Genomic DNA, 16745 nt, shown 5'->3' with positions numbered 1-16745 from the left:
TTCGCGGCGCCGCTACCAGCGGGTCGGCGGCGGTGCGGTCAGCTGCTCCGCGAGCCGGGCGAGCCGGTCGAGGAAGCGGTGGCGGCCACGCGGAGCGGGCGGTGCGTTCTCCCCGGCGGCGGCGCTGACGAGGTGCTGGACGGTATCGAGGTCGAGTTCCCCCGAGGCCGGCACGGGCAGCGCTTCGTGCGCGAGGGCCCGCAGATCGCGGCCCTCGTCGCCGCCCGCGCCGTCCAGGGCCAGCACCGTCACCCCGCCGCGCCGTGCGTCGTGCACCCGCTCCAGCAGTCCCGCACCCGGTTCGTCGGCTGTCACCACCAGCAGCGTCTCCCCGCGCCGGGCGGTCGCCAGCCGGGCCGGGCCGACCGCCAGGTGCGCGGGGGCGCCGGGCGGCACCCGGTGCCGGACGAGCGTCGGGGACAGCTCCGGCAGCCCGGCCCAGGCGGCCTCGTCGTCCAGGTGCGCGGCCAGGTGCCACGGCTCGTACCGCGGGGTCCCGACGAGGAGCAGCCCACCGCCGTGCCGGGTGACGGAGGTCCGTAACGTTCCCGCGAAACGGCGCGTGGTGCGCAACCACTCGGTCCCGGCGAGCGCTTCGCGCAGCAGCGCGACCCGTACGGCGTCCATGCGGCCGCATCCTGCCGTAGCCGCTGCGCGGGCAGCGCGGTTATGTGGGGGGCTCACCCGTACGGGGGCGCCTGCGGCGGGCTGTCGTTGCCGCTCGCCTGGCCGGCGGACCTTCGGCTGACGGCCGTCTTTGCCGCCTGCGGCGGCGAGCGCCCTGCGGGCGCGTCCTCAATCGCCGGACGGGCTTGATATGGCTGAGCCCGGCCCTTCAAGCCCGGCCTCGGACGACCCTCCCCGGAAGGGAGAAGGCGGCGTGACAGTATCGCTGTCATGACTACTCCTGATGACGTGAAGAAGGCCCCCGCCAAAGACCCTTGGGAGCTGCCCGACGTTTCCGGTCTCGTCGTCGGCGTGCTCGGAGGCACCGGTGACCAGGGGCGTGGGCTCGCCTACCGGCTGGCCAAGGCCGGCCAGAAGGTGATCATCGGTTCCCGTGCCGCCGACCGGGCGCGGACCGCCGCCGAGGAGATCGGCCTGGGCATCGAGGGCGCCGACAACGCCGAGTGCGCGCGGCGCAGCGACATCGTGATCGTCGCCGTGCCGTGGGACGGCCACGCCAAGACCCTCGAGTCGCTGCGCGCGGACCTCGCCGGGAAGCTCGTCATCGACTGCGTCAACCCGCTCGGCTTCGACAAGCAGGGCGCCTACGCCCTCAAGCCGGAGGAGGGCAGTGCCGCCCAGCAGGCCGCCGCCCTGCTGCCCGAGTCGCGCGTCACGGCCGCCTTCCACCACCTGTCCGCCGTGCTGCTCTCCGACCCGGAGATCGCGGAGATCGACACCGATGTGATGGTGCTCGGCGAGAAGCGGGCCGACACGGATCTCGTCCAGGCCCTGGCCGGGCGCATCCCCGGCATGCGCGGTGTGTTCGCCGGGCGGCTGCGCAACGCCCACCAGGTGGAGTCCCTGGTCGCCAACCTGATCTCCGTGAACCGCCGCTACAAGGCGCACGCGGGCCTGCGGGTCACCGACGTCTGAGCCGCCCGGGGGCATGGGGGACACCTGGGAGATAATGGGCGGGATCCACGCACCCGCGTCCGCCGACCAGGAGCCGCCCCCATGCCCCGCCTCGCCCTCTACGCCATCGCCGTCTGCGCCCTCGCGCTCGCGGCGGCCGTCGTCTCCTTCGCGCGGGGCAGCTGGCTCGGCATCATCTGGATCCTGCTGCTCGGCGTCGCGTCGAACATCGCCTGGTACTACGTGCGCAAGGAGAAGAACGACCGGGCCGCCGAGCAGGCCGGCCAGGGCCGGTGAGCGGGCTCACGGACCGACGTCGACCGAGGTGAGCGGCGGGATGTCCGGCGTGCCCTGCCAGAAGCGGAACAGTTCCTGGCCCCAGTAGGTGTCCCACTCGGTCACGCCCAGGGCACGCAGAATCGCGTCGATCATGTCGAAGAAGGCGTGGTTGACGCCGGGGATCCACAGGAAGCCGAAGACCGCGAGCAGCCCGAACGGCGCGAAGGGCTCCACCTGCCGTCGCAGCTTGTGCGACAGCCACGGCTCGATCACCCCGTAGCCGTCCAGGCCCGGCACCGGCAGGAAGTTCAAGATCGCCGCCGTGAGCTGGAGCAGCGCCAGGAAGCCCAGCGCGTAGCGGAAGTCGTCCGGCACCCCGTCCAGGGCGTCCAGCCAGAACGGCGCGCTGACCACGGCCGCGAACAGCACGTTCGTCAGCGGGCCCGCCGCCGAGACGAGGCTGTGCTTCCAGCGCCCCCGGATGCGGTGCCGCTCGATGAACACGGCCCCGCCCGGCAGCCCGATCCCGCCCATGATCACGAAGATCACCGGCAGGACGATGCTGAGCAGCGCGTGCGTGTACTTCAAGGGGTTCAGGGTCAGATAGCCCTTGGCGCCGATCGAGATGTCCCCGCCGTGCAGGGCGGTGCGCGCGTGCGCGTACTCGTGCAGACAGAGCGAGACGATCCACCCCGAGACGACGAACAGGAAGACGGCGAAGCCGGGGCTCGCCGAGAAGTCCGTCCACACCGCCCATATGGAAACCGCCATGACGGCGACGAGGGCGAGGAAGACGGGGCTCACGCGCGCCTCGTCGCGGGTCGCTGTGGGTGCCATTGCCTGATGCTCCTGTGCGTCTCGGTGGGCCGCCCGGCCGTGGGGGGACACGGTCCGGGGCGTGGCTGCGTACCGGGCGACGTTACTTGCTCGCCCCCGTGTGTCGTACCGACCCGTGGGCGCCGGGTGAGAATGGGTCCGTGCGCTATGGCATTCTCGGCACCACCCAAGCCCATTCCGCCGACGGCCGGACCACCGCCCTCGGCGGTGCCCGGCTGCGCGGACTCCTCGCCGCGCTGGCCCTGCACCCGGGCCGGCCCCGCTCCGCCGAAGCGCTGATCGACGAGGTGTGGGGCGATGCGCCGCCCGCCGACGCGGCGGGCGCGCTGCAGGCGCTCGTCGGACGGCTGCGGCGGGCCATCGGCCACCCGGCGGTGGACTCCGTGGCCGGCGGCTACCGGCTGCGGGCCGAGCCCGACGACGTCGACCTGTACCGCTTCCGCCGGCTCGCCGACGAGGGGGCCCGCGCTCTCGACGACGGCGACCCGGCCAAGGCCGCGATCCTGCTCGACGACGCCCTCGCGCTGTGGCGCGGCCCCGCCCTCGCCGACCTCCCGGACCGCGACGCCCTGGCCGTCCGGCACGAGATCCGCCGCCTCGACGCCCGCCGGCACCGCGCCGCCGCGGCCCTCGCCCTCGGTGACGCGGCGGCGGTCCTGCCCGAGCTGACCGAACTCTGCGACGCCCACCCCCTGGACGAACCCCTCCAGGCCCTGCGCCTGCGCGCCCTGCGCGCCACGGGCCGTCCCGCCGAGGCCCTCGCCGCGTACGAGCGGATCCGCGGCTCCATAGCCGACCGGCTCGGCACGGACCCCGGGCCGGAACTACGCGCCCTGCACGGCGAACTGCTGACCCCGCAGGACCTGCCCGGAGCCGCCGAGGGGGAGGCGGCACGGCCCGCCGGGCCCGGCGCGGCCACCGCCCCCACCGGCGCCGGAGCGCCCGTACCGGCGCCGGCCGCCCCCGTGCTCCCGCCGCCGGGGAACCTGCGCGCCCGGCCCACCTCGTTCGTCGGCCGGGAGGACGATCTCGCGCTGATCCGCGGGGACCTGACCCGGTACCGGCTCGTCACGCTGCTGGGGCCGGGCGGGGCCGGGAAGACCCGGTTGTCGCAGGAGGCCGCCGACGCCGCCGCCCGGACGGAGGGGGCCTGGCCCGACGGGGTGTGGCTCGCGGAACTCGCACCCGTCGACGACGGCGGTACCGTGCCCGAGGCGGTGCTGACCGCACTGGGCGCCCGGGAGACCGTCGTACGCGGCACCACCGCCGAGGGCTTGCGGGCCGCGACCGACGCGACCGCGCTCGACCCGCTGGGCCGGCTCGCCGAGCACTGCGCGCACCGCCGCATGCTGCTCGTCCTCGACAACTGCGAGCACGTGATCGACGCCGCCGCCCGGCTCGCCGAGACGCTCCTCGCCCACTGCCCCGGCGTCACCGTCCTCGCCACCAGCCGCGAACCGCTCGCCGTGCCCGGCGAGTTGGTGCGCCCCGTGGAGCCGCTGCCCGACCCCGTCGCCCTGCGGCTGCTCGCCGACCGGGGCGCCGCCGCCCGCCCCGGCTTCCGCGTCGAGGACGACCCCGAGGCATGCGCCGAGATCTGCCGCCGCCTCGACGGCCTGCCCCTCGCCATCGAACTCGCCGCCGCCCGGCTGCGGCTGCTCGGCCCCCGGGGCCTCGCCGACCGCCTCGACGACCGGTTCCGGCTGCTCACCTCCGGCAGCCGCACCGTCCTGCCCCGCCAGCAGACGCTGCGCGCCGTCGTCGACTGGTCGTGGGACCTCCTCGCCGATCCCGAGCGCGCCGTGCTGCGCCGGCTGTCGGTCTTCTCCGGCGGCTGCGACCTGTCCGCCGCCGAGGAGGTGTGCGCGGAGGACGGCCCCGGGCCCGGCGCCGTCCACGCCCGGGACGTCGCCGCACTGCTCGGCTCCCTCGTCGACAAATCGCTGGTCGTCGCCGCGCCCGCCGCCGACGGCGAGATGCGCTACCGGCTGCTGGAAACCGTCGGCGAATACGCCGCCGAGCGGCTGGAGGAGGCGGGGGAGAAGGCCATGGCGCAACGCCGCCACCTGGTCGCCTACCGCGAACTGGCCCGTACCGCCGACCCCCTGCTGCGCGGCCCCGCACAGCGGGTCTGGCTGGAACGGCTGGAGCTGGAGCACGACAACATGCGGACCGCGCTGCGGCACGCCGTCGCGACGCGGGACGAGCACGAGGCGCTGTGCCTGGTGCTGTCCCTCGGCTGGTTCTGGCAGCTGCGCGAGCACCGCCTCGACGCCCGCACCTGGGCGGAGGCGGCCGCCGCACTCGGCCCGGACCCCTTCGCGGCCCCCGTCACCCCCGCCCCGCCGCTGCTCGTGCCGTGCACGGCAGCGCCGCCGCCCATGCCGCCGGACCTGCTGGAGGAGGCCCGGCGGGGGGTGCGCATGGTCGCGCTCGCCAACATGGACCACGACATGCGGGTCTTCACCCGGCCGGAGATGCAGGCCAGGCTCCGCGGCATCCTGGAGGCCTACGGGGAGGGGCAGCCGCAGAACTGCCGCGTCCCGGGCATGGCCTGGTTCTTCGCCGCGCTGCTGACCGGCGGCGCCGCCAACCTCTACGCGATGATCGACGGGGGGGTGGAGCGCTGCCGCCGGCTCGGCTACGACTGGGAACTGGCCAACGCGCTCCAACTGCGGGCCAAGCTCTTCAACGACAGCGCCGACCGGTCCGACCAGGGGGCCCTGGACGCCGACGAGAGCCTGGAACTCTTCCGCCGGCTCGGCGACTCCTGGGGCGTGGCCGAGGCCCTGTCCGGGCGAGGCGAGGCCCACGAGCGGCGCGGGGAGTACGAGCGGGCGGCGGAGGACTACGCGGAGGCCGTCGACCGCGTCCGGGAACTCGGCGCGACCGCGATGGTGCCGATGCTGCGCGGCCGGCTGGCCGAGGTGCGCAGGGAAGCGGGACTGGCCGGCGCGGCCGAGACCGTGCGGGTCCTGCGCGAGGTCACCGTGGAAGCACAACGCGTCGGCCCCGACGCCGCGCTCTTCGCCCGCCTCCAGCTCGGCGTGCGGCTCGCCCAGCAGGGCGACACCGCGGAGGCGAGCGACCTCCTCGAGTCGATCCGGGCGGAGTTCGAGGGCCGCGCCATCGAGATCCTCCAGAGCACCGTCGGTGGCCTGCTCGCCTGGATCGACACCCTGGAGGGCCGTCCGGCCGAGGCACTGCCGAGACTGCGCTACGCCCTGGACAAGGGCAGCGACCCGGTGTCCTCGCTGGTCGCACCGCACCTGGGGATGGTGCAGTTGCTGTACGCCGCCCAGGCCCACTGCGCGCTGGGCGGGGAGGACCACACTCTGACGGCGGCCCGCCTGCTCGGTGCCAGTGCCGCGCTGCGCCCGCCCGGTGTCCATCCCGCGTCCGTCGAGCGGGAGGTGCGGACGGCGACGGAGGCCGCGACGCGTGCGGCGCTGGGCGCGGCGGCGTACGAGCGCGCCTACGCCGAAGGCGGCGGCCTCACCCTGGAGGAGGCCACCGCCCTCGTATGACGCGCACCCCGGGAAGCGCCCGGGCGCGACCGGTTCAGTCGGTCTTGTTGCGGAACTTGGCGATCGCGACCGGTGCGGTCACCAAGGTGATGGCCGCCGCCCAGGCGAGGGTCATCCACACCGAGTGGGCCACCGGGCCGCCCCTGATCAGATTGCGGGAGGCGTCGGCGAGGTTGGACAGCGGGTTGTAGTCGGTGAACGTCTCCAGCCAGCCCGGCATCTTCTGGGGCGGCGCGAAGATCGAGCTGCCGAACTGCAAGGGCATCAGGACGAGCATGGCGACTCCCTGGACGGCCTGTGCGGTCTTCAGGGTCAATCCCAGCAGGATGAAGATCCACATCAGCGAGGCGCCGAAGACCATGGCGAGCGCCACCGCCGCGAGCAGGTGCAGCACCGAGGTGCTGATGGTCAGGCCCAGGATGAAGCCCATGACCAGCAGGATCGTGGTCGCGATGAGCATCCGCCCGACCTCGACGACGATCTTCGCGATGAGGACGGACGACCGGGCTATCGGCATCGTCCGGAAGCGGTCCATCACCCCCTTCTTGAAGTCGTCGTTGACTCCCGTGCCGACCGCCATGGCGATGTTCATGCCCATCATCGCCATCAGGCCCGGCACGAGATAGCCGACGTACTCCTGCTCGTTGCCCTTGCCGGCGATGTTGCCGCCGAAGACGTAGGTGAACAGCAGGATGAAGATGATCGGCATCAGCACGGCGTCGAACATCGACTCCGGGTCCTGCTTGATCTGGAGCATGTTGCGGCGGGCGAGCGCGCCGATGTGCCGCAGATTGCCCCGCAGGCCGATCCGGCCCTCGCCGGCCGGCGTCTTCACGGGCGTGTCGATCGTCGCCGCGCTCATGCCGCGACCTCCTGGAGTTCGTCGGTGCGGTCCTGCGGCGTGCTGCTCTCGGAGGTCTTCTGGCCCGTGACGGCCAGGAACACCTCGTCGAGGCTGGGCAGATGGGTGCTGATGCCGGAGATGGCGAAGCCCCGCTGGCCCAGCAGCGCCACCACGGCGGTCAGTTGCTCGTCGCTGACGATCGGGACGTTGACCACGCCCTCCGCGGCGTCGGCCGTCGCGCCGGCGATGCCGTCCAGCCCCGCCTGGGCCACCGCGCCCACCATCCGGGACAGTTCGGCCGGGTCCGCCGGGCGGATCTGCAGGGTGCGCCCGCCGACCTTCGCCTTCAGCTCGTCGACCCCGCCGCCGGCGATCACCCGGCCGCGGTCGATGACGGTCAGCTCGTCGGCGAGCTGCTCCGCCTCCTCCATGTACTGCGTGGTGAGCAGCACGGTGGTGCCCTCGGTGACCATCCGCCGGACCTCTTCCCACACCTCGTTGCGGGTGCGGGGGTCGAGGCCGGTGGTCGGCTCGTCCAGATAGAGCACCGTCGGCCGGCCGATCATCGAGGCGGCCAGGTCGAGCCGGCGGCGCATACCGCCGGAGTACTGCATGGCGGGCCGCTTGGCGGCCTCCGTGAGCGAGAAGCGCTCCAGCATCTCCTCCGCCCGGCGCCGGGCGTCCTTACGGGAGAGGTCGAGCAGCCGCCCGATCATGTAGAGGTTCTCGGCGCCGGACAGCTTCTCGTCGACCGAGGCGTACTGGCCGGTCAGCCCGATCACCCGGCGCAGCTGCCGGGGCTGGGTCAGCACGTCGTAACCGCCGACGCGGGCGGTGCCCGCGTCGGGCCGGATGAGGGTGGACAGGACCCGTACGAGGGTGGTCTTGCCAGCACCGTTGGGGCCGAGCACGCCGAGGACGGTGCCCTCGCGCACCTCCAGGTCGACCCCGTCCAGGGCTTTGGTCTCGCCGTAGTGCTTGACCAGCCCCCGGACCTCTACGGCGTTCCTGCCGCTTCCAGGGATGTCGTTTCGCGTCATGGAAGCCACAGTGCCAGGGTCTGCTGACAGCGCGCCGATAATTAATCGACAGCCCGCCGACATCCTGCCGATGGGGCGCCGGCCCCTCCGCACCACCGCTGCGCGGCGCTTCGTCCTCAATCGCCGGACGGGCTGTTGTTGCTGTGTCCTCAAGCGCCGGACGGGCTGGGTGGCTGGGCGGTTGCGGCTGAGCCCAGCCACATCAAGCCCGTCCGGCGATTGAGGACGCGCCCGCAGGGCGCTCGCCGCCGCAGGCGGCACCACGGGCCGGTGGCCGACGAACCGCCGGAGGCCGTCGGCACCACCGCTGCGCGGCGGTAGTCCTCAATCGCCGGACGGGCTGATAGGGCTGAGGCCAACCAAATCAAGCCCGTCCGGCGATTGAGGACACGCCCGTAGGGCGCCTTGCCGCCGCAGGCGGCAACGACAAGACGCAGGCGAAGAGACCGCCGGCCAGGCGAAAGGCCGTGGTCGCGTCACGCTAGTGAAACGCGTGCTCCTCCGCCGGGTAAGCGCCCCCGACGACGTCGTCCGCGAAGGACTTCGCCGCGTCACCGAGCACCGCCCGCAGGTTCGCGTACTGCTTGACGAAGCGCGGGAGCCGGCCCGCCGTCATGCCCGCCATGTCCGTCCAGACCAGGACCTGCGCGTCGCACTCCTGGCCGGCGCCGATGCCGACCGTCGGGATGTGCAGCGTCCGGGTGACCTCCGCGGCCAGCTCGGCCGGGACCAGCTCCAGGACGACGGCGAAGGCGCCCGCGTCCTGGACGGCCTTGGCGTCGCGCAGCAGCTGAGCCGCGGCCTCCTCGCCGCGGCCCTGCACGGGGTAGCCGCCGTAGGCGTTGACGGACTGGGGGGTGAGCCCGATGTGGGCCATGACGGGGATGCCGGAGCGGACCAGCAGGTCGATCTGGTCGGCGGAGCGCTCCCCGCCCTCCAGCTTGACCGCGCCGACGCCCGCCTCCTTCACCAGCCGGGTGGCGTTGCGCAGCGCCTGGACCGAGCCCTCCTGGTAGGAGCCGAAGGGCAGGTCGCCGACGATCAGGGCGCGCTTGGTGCCGCGTACGACGGCGGCCGACAGGAGGGCGATCTCGTCCATCGTGACGGGCACGGTGGATTCGTAGCCGAGGTGACAGTTGCCCATGGAGTCGCCCACGAGCAGGACGGGGATGCCGGACTCGTCGAAGACCGAGGCGGTCATCGCGTCGTAGGCGGTGAGCATCGGCCACTTCTCGCCGCGCCCCTTGGCGGCGGCGATGTCGCGGACGGTGACGCGCCGGGAACTCGTGCCGCCGTACAGCGCCTTCGGGTTGCCGGGGCTGCTGTCGGGCTTGTTCGCGGCATTCAAGGCATGCGTCATGGCAGTGACTCCTGTGAAGTGTCTCGAGGCGCCCTCACGGCGTCCCCGGATCACCTCCCATGCTGACACGCCGCGCGCGGGCGGGGAAGACAACCCCCGGCCCCGAGTTCCGGGGCCCGGGAGGGGCGCCCGGTCGGTAAAACTTTCCAATACGAGACGGTCCCGTATCGGAAAGGATTTATGGTGGTGTCCATGGCAACTCCTTCCGGCACCCCCGCCCCCTCCGGCCCCCCCGAACCCTCCGGTGCGACGCCGCCCCGCCGGGTCCCCGAGGCGGTGCACCGCAGGCGCTGGGCGATCCTCGCCGTCCTGCTGTTCAGCCTGCTGATCGTGGTGCTGGACAACTCCATCCTCAACGTGGCGATGAAGACGATCGCCGCACCCGCCCCCACCGGACTCGGTGCGACACAGAGCCAGCTGGAATGGGCGATCAACTCCTACACGCTCGTCTTCGCCGGGATCCTCTTCACCGCCGGCCTGCTGGGCGACCGGCTCGGCCGCAAGAAGACGCTGCTCTTCGGCATGGTCGTGTTCGGCATCGGCTCGGTGCTCTCCGCGCTGGCCGGCTCGCCCGGTGAGCTGATCGCCTTCCGCGCGGTGATGGGCTTCGGCGGCGCCTTCGTGATGCCCGCGACCCTCGCCATCATCATGAACGTCTTCGAGCGGGACGAGCAGCCCAAGGCCATCGGCATCTGGGCGGGCGCGGTCGGCCTCGCCATCGCCATCGGCCCGGTCACCGGCGGCATCCTGCTCGACCACTTCTGGTGGGGCTCCGTCTTCCTCGTCAACGTGCCCATCGTGCTCGTCGGCCTGATCGCGATGGTGCTGCTCGTCCCCGACTCCAAGGACCCCAGGCCCGGCCGTCTCGACCCGATCGGCGTGCTGCTGTCCGTCATCGGGCTGGTCCTGCTGGTCTACGGCATCATCAAGGGCGGTCAGCTCGCCGACTTCACCGACCCCGAGGTCTTCGGCACGGTCGGCGGCGGTCTGCTCGTCCTCGTCCTGTTCGTCCTGCACGAGCGGCGCAGCACACATCCCGCCATCGACGTGCGCTACTTCCGCAACCCCGCCTTCTCGGCGGCCGTCTCCTCCATCGCGCTGGTCTTCTTCGCGCTGATGGGCACGACGTTCTTCATCGTCTTCTACACCCAGAGCGTGCGCGGCTACACCCCGCTGCAGAGCGGTCTGCTGATGCTGCCGATCGCCGCCGCCCAGATGTTCTTCGCCCCCCGGGCCCGGCTGGTCGTGGAGAGGTTCGGCGCCCGCGCGGTGTGCTCCGTCGGCATGCTGCTGGTCGCCGCGACCACGGCGGGCTTCCTGCTGCTCGACAAGGACACCCCGATCTGGGTCCTGGAGGTGCTGTTCTTCTTCCAGGGCACCGCGATGGCGCACATCATGCCCCCCGCCACCGTCTCGATCATGCAGTCGCTGCCCCGGGAGAAGGCCGGCTCCGGCTCGGCCGTGAACAACACCTTCCGGCAGGTCGGCGGTGCGCTCGGCGTCGCCGTGCTCGGCTCCGTGCTCTCCACCACCTACCGCGACGGCATCGCCGGCACGCTCGACGACGTACCGGGCCTGTCCGACGCCGCCCGGCACGCGGCGGGCGAGTCCATCGAGGGCACCCTCGGTCTCGCCGAGAAACTGGGACCGGCCGGCCGGGCGCTGGTCGCCCCCGCCCAGGACGCCTTCCTCCACGCCATGCACGTCACCGTCCTCGGCTCCAGCGCCGTCGCCCTGCTCGGCGCGGCCGTCGTCGCGCTCTTCCTGCCGGGCAAGGCGGCGGCCGCCCCGGCCGGACAGCCGCGGCCGGAGCCCGAGAAGGAACAGGCGGGAGCGGACGCGTGACCGGGCCCGTCGAAGAGCGACCGCCCCGGGCGGCCGGGACGGTGGCCGAGCGGCGCGGACGCCCGCGCAACGCCGCCGTCGACACCACCGTCATCGAGACGGTCCTAGGGCTGCTGGAAGAAGGCGCCACCATCGGCGAGCTGTCGATGGAACGGATAGCCCGCGAGGCGGGCGTCGGCAAGGCCACCGTCTACCGCCGCTGGGCGGGCAAGGAAGACCTGCTGCTCGACGTCCTGCGCTCCCTGGACGAAGGCGTCCGGCAGCCCCCGCCCGCCGGGGAATCCGTCCGGGACGACCTCGTCGCCATGCTGGAGTTCCTGCGCCGCCGCAGCCTCGCCAAGCGCTCCTCGGCGCTGCTGCGCACGCTCGTCGCGCACATGCGGGCGCACCCGAAGCTGTGGAAGGAGTACCACGACACCGTCGTCACGGCCCGCCGCGAGGCGATGCTCGCGGTGCTGCGCCGCGGGACGCGCACCGGGGAGATCCGCGCCGACCGGGACCTCGAACTGCTCGCCGACCTCTTCGTCGGTCCGATGCTCACCCGGGCCATGCTCCACGAGTGGAAGGAAATGCCCGAGGGGCTGGCGGAGCAGATCGTCGACACCGTCCTGGAGGGCGCGCGGCCACCGCGGGAGAGCTGACGCGTTTCAGACGGCCGAGGGCCGGCGGATGGGGCCGGGGGCCGGGGCCGCGCCGGTCCGCCCCGGCGGCTGGTATTGGCGGCCCGTAGCGGCGGCGAATATGCCCGTTCTGTCACAGCAGGCCCGCACAGCCGCCCGACAGGAACCCGGGCGGCCTGTGTCCTCGTCCTCCAGACCGACGCCCCTGCCAGGGGCGCCGCGGAGACACCCGGCCAACGGTGATCACTTATCGTCAGGTGGCGGGGACGCAGCAGCTGAAGCAGTGAGGACGACGGATGTCGCAGGCGTACATGGAGGAGACGGGCCCGGGCGGGCCGGGCCCGGAACGGACCGGGTCCAAGCTGGAGCGCTTCGTGAGCCAGTGGCGCGACCGGGGCGTCTGGCGGCGCGGGCTCGTCGTCGCCGCCTGCGCCGCGCTGCTCGGCCTGCTGATGCTGTTCCACTCGGGGCTTCCCAACCGCGTCGGCAACCTCGGCAGCCTCACCGAGACGTTTCTGCCCTGGCTGGGCCTCGGCATCCCCGTGCTGCTCGTCCTCGCCGTGCTGCGCCGGTCGGCGACCGCGCTGGTGGCCCTGCTGCTGCCCGTCGCCGTCTGGACGAACCTCTTCGGCGGCCTGCTCAGCGACAAGTCGGGCAAGGGCGGCAACCTCACGGTCGTCACGCACAACGTCAACGCCGAGAACCTCGACCCGGCCGGCACCGCCCGCACCGTCGCCGCCTCGGGCGCCGACATCGTCGCGCTGGAGGAACTCAGCGACGCCTCACGGTACGAGCGGGCTCTGGCGGGCACCTACAAGTACCACTCCGTGCAGGGCACGGTCGGGGTGTGGAGCAAGCACCCGCTCTCCGACGCCCGGCCGGTCGACATCCAGATGGGCTGGACGCGCGCCCTGCGGGCCACGGCCAACACCCCGCAGGGCCCCGTGGCCGTCTACGTCGCGCACCTGCCTTCGGTGCGGGTCAAGTTCAACGCGGGCTTCACGGCGGGCCAGCGTGACAACAGCGCCGAGGCGCTCGGCCAGGCCATCGCCCGGGAGCCGGTGCGCAAGGTCGTCCTGCTCGGCGACCTCAACGGCACCATGAACGACCGCTCGCTCGCGCCCATCACCTCACAACTGCGCTCGGCGCAGGGCGCGGCCGGTGACGGATTCGGCTTCAGCTGGCCCGCGAGCTTCCCCATGGCGCGCATCGACCAGATCATGGTGCGCGGCATGGACCCGGTCTCGGCGTGGACCCTCCCCGAGACGGCCAGCGACCACCTTCCGGTGGCCGCCCGGGTAAAGATCTGACCAGCTGTTCACGTCTTCGTCCACGGGCGGGAACATTTGGTCCGAGAGGCTTTGTTCCGGAAGGGAACATCCTCTGAAAGGTCTTCCATGCCCCTGGCGCTGCTCGCCCTGGCGATCTCCGCGTTCGGTATCGGCACCACCGAGTTCGTGATGATGGGCCTGCTGCCCAATGTCGCCGACGACCTGGGCACCTCGGTGCCCACCGCCGGATACCTCGTCTCCGCCTACGCCCTCGGCGTCGTCATCGGCGCCCCGCTGCTCACGGCCCTGGGCTCGCGCATTCCACGCAAGCGGATGCTCGTGCTGCTCATGGGCCTCTTCACCGTCGGGAACCTGGCCTCCGCGCTGGCCCCCACCTTCGGGCTGCTCGTGGCGGGCCGGGTCCTGGCGGGGCTGCCGCACGGCGCGTTCTTCGGCGTCGGGGCGGTGGTCGCCGCCCGGTTGGTCACCGAGGGGCGGCAGGCGCGGGCGGTCGCGACGATGTTCCTCGGCCTGACGATCGCCAACATCGTCGGCGTACCCACCGCCACCCTGCTCGGCCAGCACCTCGGCTGGCGCGCCACGTTCCTGGTGGTCGCCGGCATCGGGCTGGTGGCGATGGCCGCGCTCACCCTGCTCGTCCCGCGGCTGCCGCGCGAACGGCACGCGGGCCTCGGCCAGGAGCTGCGCGCCCTCCGCGACCGGCAGGTGCTGCTCGGTCTGCTCACCGCGGTCTTCGGCTTCGCCGGGGTCTTCGCGGTCTACAGCTACCTCGCGTCGATGATGACCGAGGTCACGGGCTTCTCCGAGACCTCCGTCACGCTCGTGCTCGCCCTCTTCGGCATCGGCATGACCCTCGGCGCCCTCGTCGCCGGCCCGCTCACCGACCGGGCGCTGCGGCCCACGCTCTACGGGTCGCTGGCCGCGCTGGCGGCCGTGCTGGTCCTGTTCGACTTCACCGTGCACGTGAAGTGGGCGGCCCTCGCGACGGTCGTCGTCCTCGGCGCGGTCGGCTTCATGACCACGACCCCGCTGCAGATGCTCGTCATGAACAAGGCACGCCACGCCCCGACGCTGGCGTCCGCCTCCAACCACTCCGCCTTCAACCTGGCCAACGCCGGCGGCGCCTGGCTCGGCGGCGTCGCCATCGCCGCGGGCTGGGGCTGGACCTCCCCGACCCTGGTCGGCGCGGTCCTCGCCGTGATCGGCCTGGCCGTGGCGGTAACGGCCGGCCTCCTCGACCGGGGCGGCCCCAGCGCGTCGCGGCTGGTCGCCGGGGGCAGCGAACGCATGCCGGAGGCGGAACGCGTCGGCTGACGGCCGGGTCGCTGTGCCGCCGGGCCGCTGGGCGCGGCGGCCTTTGCGGGATCGCCGGACGGCCCGGCTGTCCGCGCGGGGCTACCGCACAGCGGCGCCGGCCGTGGGGGCGGGGGCTTCACGCCCCCGTGCCCCCTGCCTGGGGTGTTGGCTGTTGCCGGGCGCGGCTGCCCGTGCGGGCTGCCCGCGCGGCGGCGTCAGCCCTGGGGGCGGGCGGTTCCACGCCCCCGTGCCCCCTGCCTGGGGAGGCGGCTGTGCCGGGCGCGGCTACCCGTGCGGGCTGTCGGCCACGGCCAGTGGTGTCGGCCCTGGTGCCCGGGCAGATCCATGTCCCCGCCTAGGGAGGCGGCTGTGCCAGGCGCGGCCCCCGTGCGGGCTACCGACGCAGGCGGACATCGGCCTAGGGCGTGTCCGCAAAGTCCCGTCTGGCCCGCGACGCCTGGCACGCGCGCTCGCTGCGTTGTCGGGCTCGCCCGAGTACGCCCAGTACGAGGGCGACCCTCCGCCTTGCGATCGCACGCACCAGACGCCGCGGGCCCCGCCCTTCGGGCGAACGACGGGACTTTGCGGACACGCCCTAGGGGGTGCCGGGCGGGCCGATGCCCTAGCGGCTCCCGTCAGGGGAGTCGGCTGCGCCGCCACGGCTATCCGTGCGGGGCTGCCCGCGCGGCGGCGGCCCTGAGGGCTGGGCGGCCATGCCCCCGCCAGGGGAGTCGGCTGCGCCGGTCACGGCCACCCGTGTGGGGCTGTCGGCCGCGGCTGCCCCGCGCGGGCGGCGCGCCGGCCCCCCGAGCCCCCCGCCAGGGGAGCCGGCTGCCGGCCACGGCCAGGGGCGTTGTCATGCCGACTGTGCCGGCCGTGTCGTCCGCCAGGCGTCTTCCATGACGAACGAGACCATCGTGCCGCCGTGCCGGCTCGGCTCCACGGACCAGGTGTCGGCGAGGAGGTCGACGAGCAGCAGGCCCCGCCCGCGCGGGTCGTCGTCGGGTGGGCGCCGCAGGCGGACCCGGCACGGCGGGCCCGCGCTGTGGACGTCGACGCGCAGACCGTCCCGCACCCGCCACCAGTCGACCCGGATCTGCCGGGCACCGTCCCCGCCGGCGTGGTCGACGGCGTTCGTGACCAGCTCGGATACCAGCAGGACGCAGTCGTCCACCGGGAAACCGGGCGCCCAGCCGTCCGTGAGCTCGCGGAACAACCGCCTCGCCAGAGCGGCCGCCTCCGGCGTCGCCTCCACCGTGATGTGCCCGAGCGGCTCCGGCCCCGACCCCGTGCCGACGATGCGGGCCACGCGCGCCATGCCGCCTCCCCTGATCGGTGCCATACACCCCATGTGGGAACGTCTCTAGACAAGTCCAGTGAAACCGACATCTCTAGAGAAGTCAATGGCGCCCCTGAGCCCCGCTTCGCCGTCGCACGCCGCTTAGGGTGGTCTTTCGGAGAGGACGAGGAGGCGCGCAGTGACCGAACCGAAGTACCGGCGGATCGCCGCCGCGCTCAGGGACGCCATCGCCGCGGGCGAGTACGGTCCCGGCGACCGGCTGCCCGGCGAGAACGACCTGATGGCCGCCCACGGCGTGGCGCGCATGACCGCCCGGCAGGCCCTCGGCGTGCTCCAGAGCGAGGGCCTGGCCGAGGCCCGCAAGGGCGCCGGGGTGTTCGTGCGGACGCCCTCCCCGCTGCACCGGCGGAGCATCCAGCGCCTCGCCCGGCGGCAGTGGGGCGCGGGTGCCTCCGTCTGGGCCGCCGATGTGGCGGACCGGGACCTGGTCGTCGACCAGGTGGCCGTCGACGAGCAGCCCGCCCACCAGCGCATCGCCGCCGTCCTCGCGGTCGCGCCCGCCGCCCCGGTGTGCGTCCGCCGACGCCGCTACGTCCTGGACGGCGAACCGGTCATGATCTCCACCTCGTACCTGCCCACCGCGCTGGTCGCGGGCACCCCCATCACCCGGCCCGACACCGGGCCCGGCGGGACGTACGCCCGCCTCAAGGACCTGGGGTACGAGCCCGTCCGCTTCCGGGAGGAGATCCGCTCCCGGATGCCCACCGCCGACGAGGCCACCCGCCTCGGCCTCCCGGGCGGCACCCCCGTCATGCTCGTCTGCCGCACCGCGTTCACCGCGCGGGGCGACGCGGTCGAGGTCAACGAGATGGTCATGGACGCGAACGCCTACGTCCTGGAGTACGACTTCGAGGCGTAGCCGCT

14 protein-coding genes are annotated in these 16745 nt (G+C 73.3%); 8 read left to right on the top strand and 6 right to left on the bottom strand.

The genetic code is table 11. The features are described 5' to 3' along the window. Nucleotides 1-12: 12 nt before the first annotated feature. On the bottom strand, nucleotides 13-627 hold the full coding sequence (locus ACZ6MA_RS02085) for a hypothetical protein (RefSeq protein WP_469430313.1): 615 nt from the start codon (nucleotides 625-627) through the stop codon (nucleotides 13-15). Between the two features lie 270 nt (nucleotides 628-897). On the opposite strand from ACZ6MA_RS02085, the gene npdG reads away from it, so the two are divergent. Next, the gene (gene npdG, locus ACZ6MA_RS02080) at nucleotides 898-1602 is read left to right on the top strand and encodes an NADPH-dependent F420 reductase (RefSeq protein ID WP_469430312.1); all 705 of its coding nucleotides are present in this window, start codon (nucleotides 898-900) and stop codon (nucleotides 1600-1602) included. Nucleotides 1603-1683: 81 nt separating this feature from the next. Beyond that, on the top strand, nucleotides 1684-1878 hold the full coding sequence (locus ACZ6MA_RS02075; RefSeq protein ID WP_469430311.1) for a hypothetical protein: 195 nt from the start codon (nucleotides 1684-1686) through the stop codon (nucleotides 1876-1878). A 6-nt stretch (nucleotides 1879-1884) separates the two neighbouring features. On the opposite strand, the gene ACZ6MA_RS02070 is transcribed toward ACZ6MA_RS02075, so the two are convergent. After that, a complete protein-coding gene (locus ACZ6MA_RS02070) occupies nucleotides 1885-2697 on the bottom strand; it encodes a site-2 protease family protein (RefSeq protein ID WP_469430310.1) in 813 nt (270 codons plus the stop codon). A 140-nt stretch (nucleotides 2698-2837) separates the two neighbouring features. Here ACZ6MA_RS02070 and ACZ6MA_RS02065 point away from each other — a divergent pair, with 140 nt between their 5' ends. Continuing rightward, entirely contained in the window at nucleotides 2838-6224 is a 3387-nt protein-coding gene (locus ACZ6MA_RS02065; protein ID WP_469430308.1) for an AfsR/SARP family transcriptional regulator, read from the top strand. A gap of 34 nt (nucleotides 6225-6258) precedes the next feature. On the opposite strand, the gene ACZ6MA_RS02060 is transcribed toward ACZ6MA_RS02065, so the two are convergent. The 3 genes from ACZ6MA_RS02060 to panB all read right to left on the bottom strand — a co-directional run bounded on the left by ACZ6MA_RS02060 (nucleotide 6259) and on the right by panB (nucleotide 9468). Next, nucleotides 6259-7086: an ABC transporter permease gene (locus ACZ6MA_RS02060; RefSeq protein ID WP_469430307.1), complete on the bottom strand. Its 828-nt coding sequence runs from the start codon at nucleotides 7084-7086 to the stop codon at nucleotides 6259-6261. Beyond that, nucleotides 7083-8108, bottom strand: coding sequence for an ATP-binding cassette domain-containing protein (locus ACZ6MA_RS02055; RefSeq protein WP_469430306.1), 1026 nt, complete (start codon nucleotides 8106-8108; stop codon nucleotides 7083-7085). The genes ACZ6MA_RS02060 and ACZ6MA_RS02055 overlap by 4 nt, the downstream gene beginning before the upstream one ends. A gap of 481 nt (nucleotides 8109-8589) precedes the next feature. Then, nucleotides 8590-9468, bottom strand: coding sequence for a 3-methyl-2-oxobutanoate hydroxymethyltransferase (panB, locus tag ACZ6MA_RS02050; RefSeq protein WP_469430305.1), 879 nt, complete (start codon nucleotides 9466-9468; stop codon nucleotides 8590-8592). Between the two features lie 192 nt (nucleotides 9469-9660). On the opposite strand from panB, the gene ACZ6MA_RS02045 reads away from it, so the two are divergent. From ACZ6MA_RS02045 to ACZ6MA_RS02030, 4 genes are all read left to right on the top strand, one after another. Continuing rightward, the gene (locus tag ACZ6MA_RS02045) at nucleotides 9661-11313 is read left to right on the top strand and encodes an MFS transporter (protein WP_469430304.1); all 1653 of its coding nucleotides are present in this window, start codon (nucleotides 9661-9663) and stop codon (nucleotides 11311-11313) included. Then, nucleotides 11310-11954, top strand: coding sequence for a TetR/AcrR family transcriptional regulator (locus ACZ6MA_RS02040; protein ID WP_469430303.1), 645 nt, complete (start codon nucleotides 11310-11312; stop codon nucleotides 11952-11954). Before ACZ6MA_RS02045 ends, ACZ6MA_RS02040 begins: the two co-directional genes overlap by 4 nt. 275 nt (nucleotides 11955-12229) lie before the next feature. Continuing rightward, nucleotides 12230-13243 carry an endonuclease/exonuclease/phosphatase family protein gene (locus ACZ6MA_RS02035; protein WP_469430302.1) on the top strand — a complete coding sequence of 338 codons (1014 nt, stop codon included), beginning with the start codon at nucleotides 12230-12232 and terminating at the stop codon, nucleotides 13241-13243. 87 nt (nucleotides 13244-13330) lie between these two features. Beyond that, nucleotides 13331-14539 (top strand): MFS transporter, encoded by a 1209-nt coding sequence (locus ACZ6MA_RS02030; RefSeq protein WP_469430301.1) that lies wholly within the window; start codon nucleotides 13331-13333, stop codon nucleotides 14537-14539. An 838-nt stretch (nucleotides 14540-15377) separates the two neighbouring features. Here the strand turns inward: ACZ6MA_RS02030 and ACZ6MA_RS02025 are convergent. Further along, a complete protein-coding gene (locus ACZ6MA_RS02025) occupies nucleotides 15378-15839 on the bottom strand; it encodes an ATP-binding protein (protein WP_469430299.1) in 462 nt (153 codons plus the stop codon). 160 nt (nucleotides 15840-15999) lie between these two features. Here ACZ6MA_RS02025 and ACZ6MA_RS02020 point away from each other — a divergent pair, with 160 nt between their 5' ends. After that, nucleotides 16000-16740: a GntR family transcriptional regulator gene (locus tag ACZ6MA_RS02020; RefSeq protein WP_469430298.1), complete on the top strand. Its 741-nt coding sequence runs from the start codon at nucleotides 16000-16002 to the stop codon at nucleotides 16738-16740. Nucleotides 16741-16745 lie beyond the last annotated feature (5 nt).

The organism is Streptomyces sp. NPDC042259, from assembly GCF_055582085.1.
Note: the sequence above shows the minus strand (reverse complement) of the source record. Positions and strands in the feature narration are given on the sequence as shown.